Source organism: Promicromonospora kroppenstedtii DSM 19349 (assembly GCF_000515355.1).
GTDB lineage: Bacteria > Actinomycetota > Actinomycetes > Actinomycetales > Cellulomonadaceae > Promicromonospora > Promicromonospora kroppenstedtii.
Genome location: NZ_KI911681.1, coordinates 2,236 through 2,885, shown reverse-complemented (window position 1 = coordinate 2,885; position 650 = coordinate 2,236). Strand labels below are relative to the sequence as shown.

At 74.2% G+C, this 650-nt stretch carries 2 protein-coding genes; both read right to left on the bottom strand.

Features of this window, described 5'->3' with window-relative positions; translation table 11 throughout:
• A partial coding sequence (locus tag PROKR_RS35015) for a hypothetical protein (RefSeq protein WP_051433003.1) occupies window positions 1-378 on the bottom strand: 378 nt, incomplete at its 3' end.
• Window positions 375-650: dihydrodipicolinate reductase C-terminal domain-containing protein (locus PROKR_RS14415; protein ID WP_036964358.1), on the bottom strand; the 276-nt coding region annotated here is incomplete at its 5' end. The genes PROKR_RS14415 and PROKR_RS35015, both read right to left, overlap by 4 nt.

The window sequence follows — 650 nt, the reverse complement described above, 5'->3', positions numbered from 1 at the left end:
CTCGACGGCCACCCGGTACGGCTCGAAGGCCTCGTCGGCGGCGGCCCGGTCGATGCGCCCGCCAGGTGAGCGCGGCAGGTCGTCCACGGGCAGGTTGCCCTCGGCGAACAGGGTGTCCGCCATCTTCTGCACGGTGGCCGCCAGCCAGTACTCCTTGGCGATCAGCCCGATGACCAGCAGCGGGATGACCAGCACGCCCAGGCCGATGGCGATCAGCACCGGTTCGCCGGTGCGCACCATCGAGACGCCGCGGCCCGCGATCTGCCAGATGTACAGCGCGAGCAGCGCCGTGACCGCGATGGCCCCGGGCAGCCCCCGCGGCAGCTTCCGGCCCGACGCCGGCCGCTCGACCGGTCGCCCGGACCCCGGCTCGCTCATGACAGGTCCAGCACGTTCTCGAGGCCGACGGTCAGCCCGGGGCGGGAGACCACGGAGCGCACGGCGAGCAGCACGCCCGGCATGAACGACGCCCGGTCGAACGAGTCCTGCCGGATGATCAGCTGCTCCCCCTCGTTGCCGAAGAGGATCTCCTCGTGCGCCACGAGCCCGCGCAGGCGAACGGCGTGCACCCGCACCCCGTCGACGTCGGCACCGCGGGCCTCCCAGCCCGTCTCGGTCGCGTCGGGCGACGGCCCGCGGCCGGCCTCGGC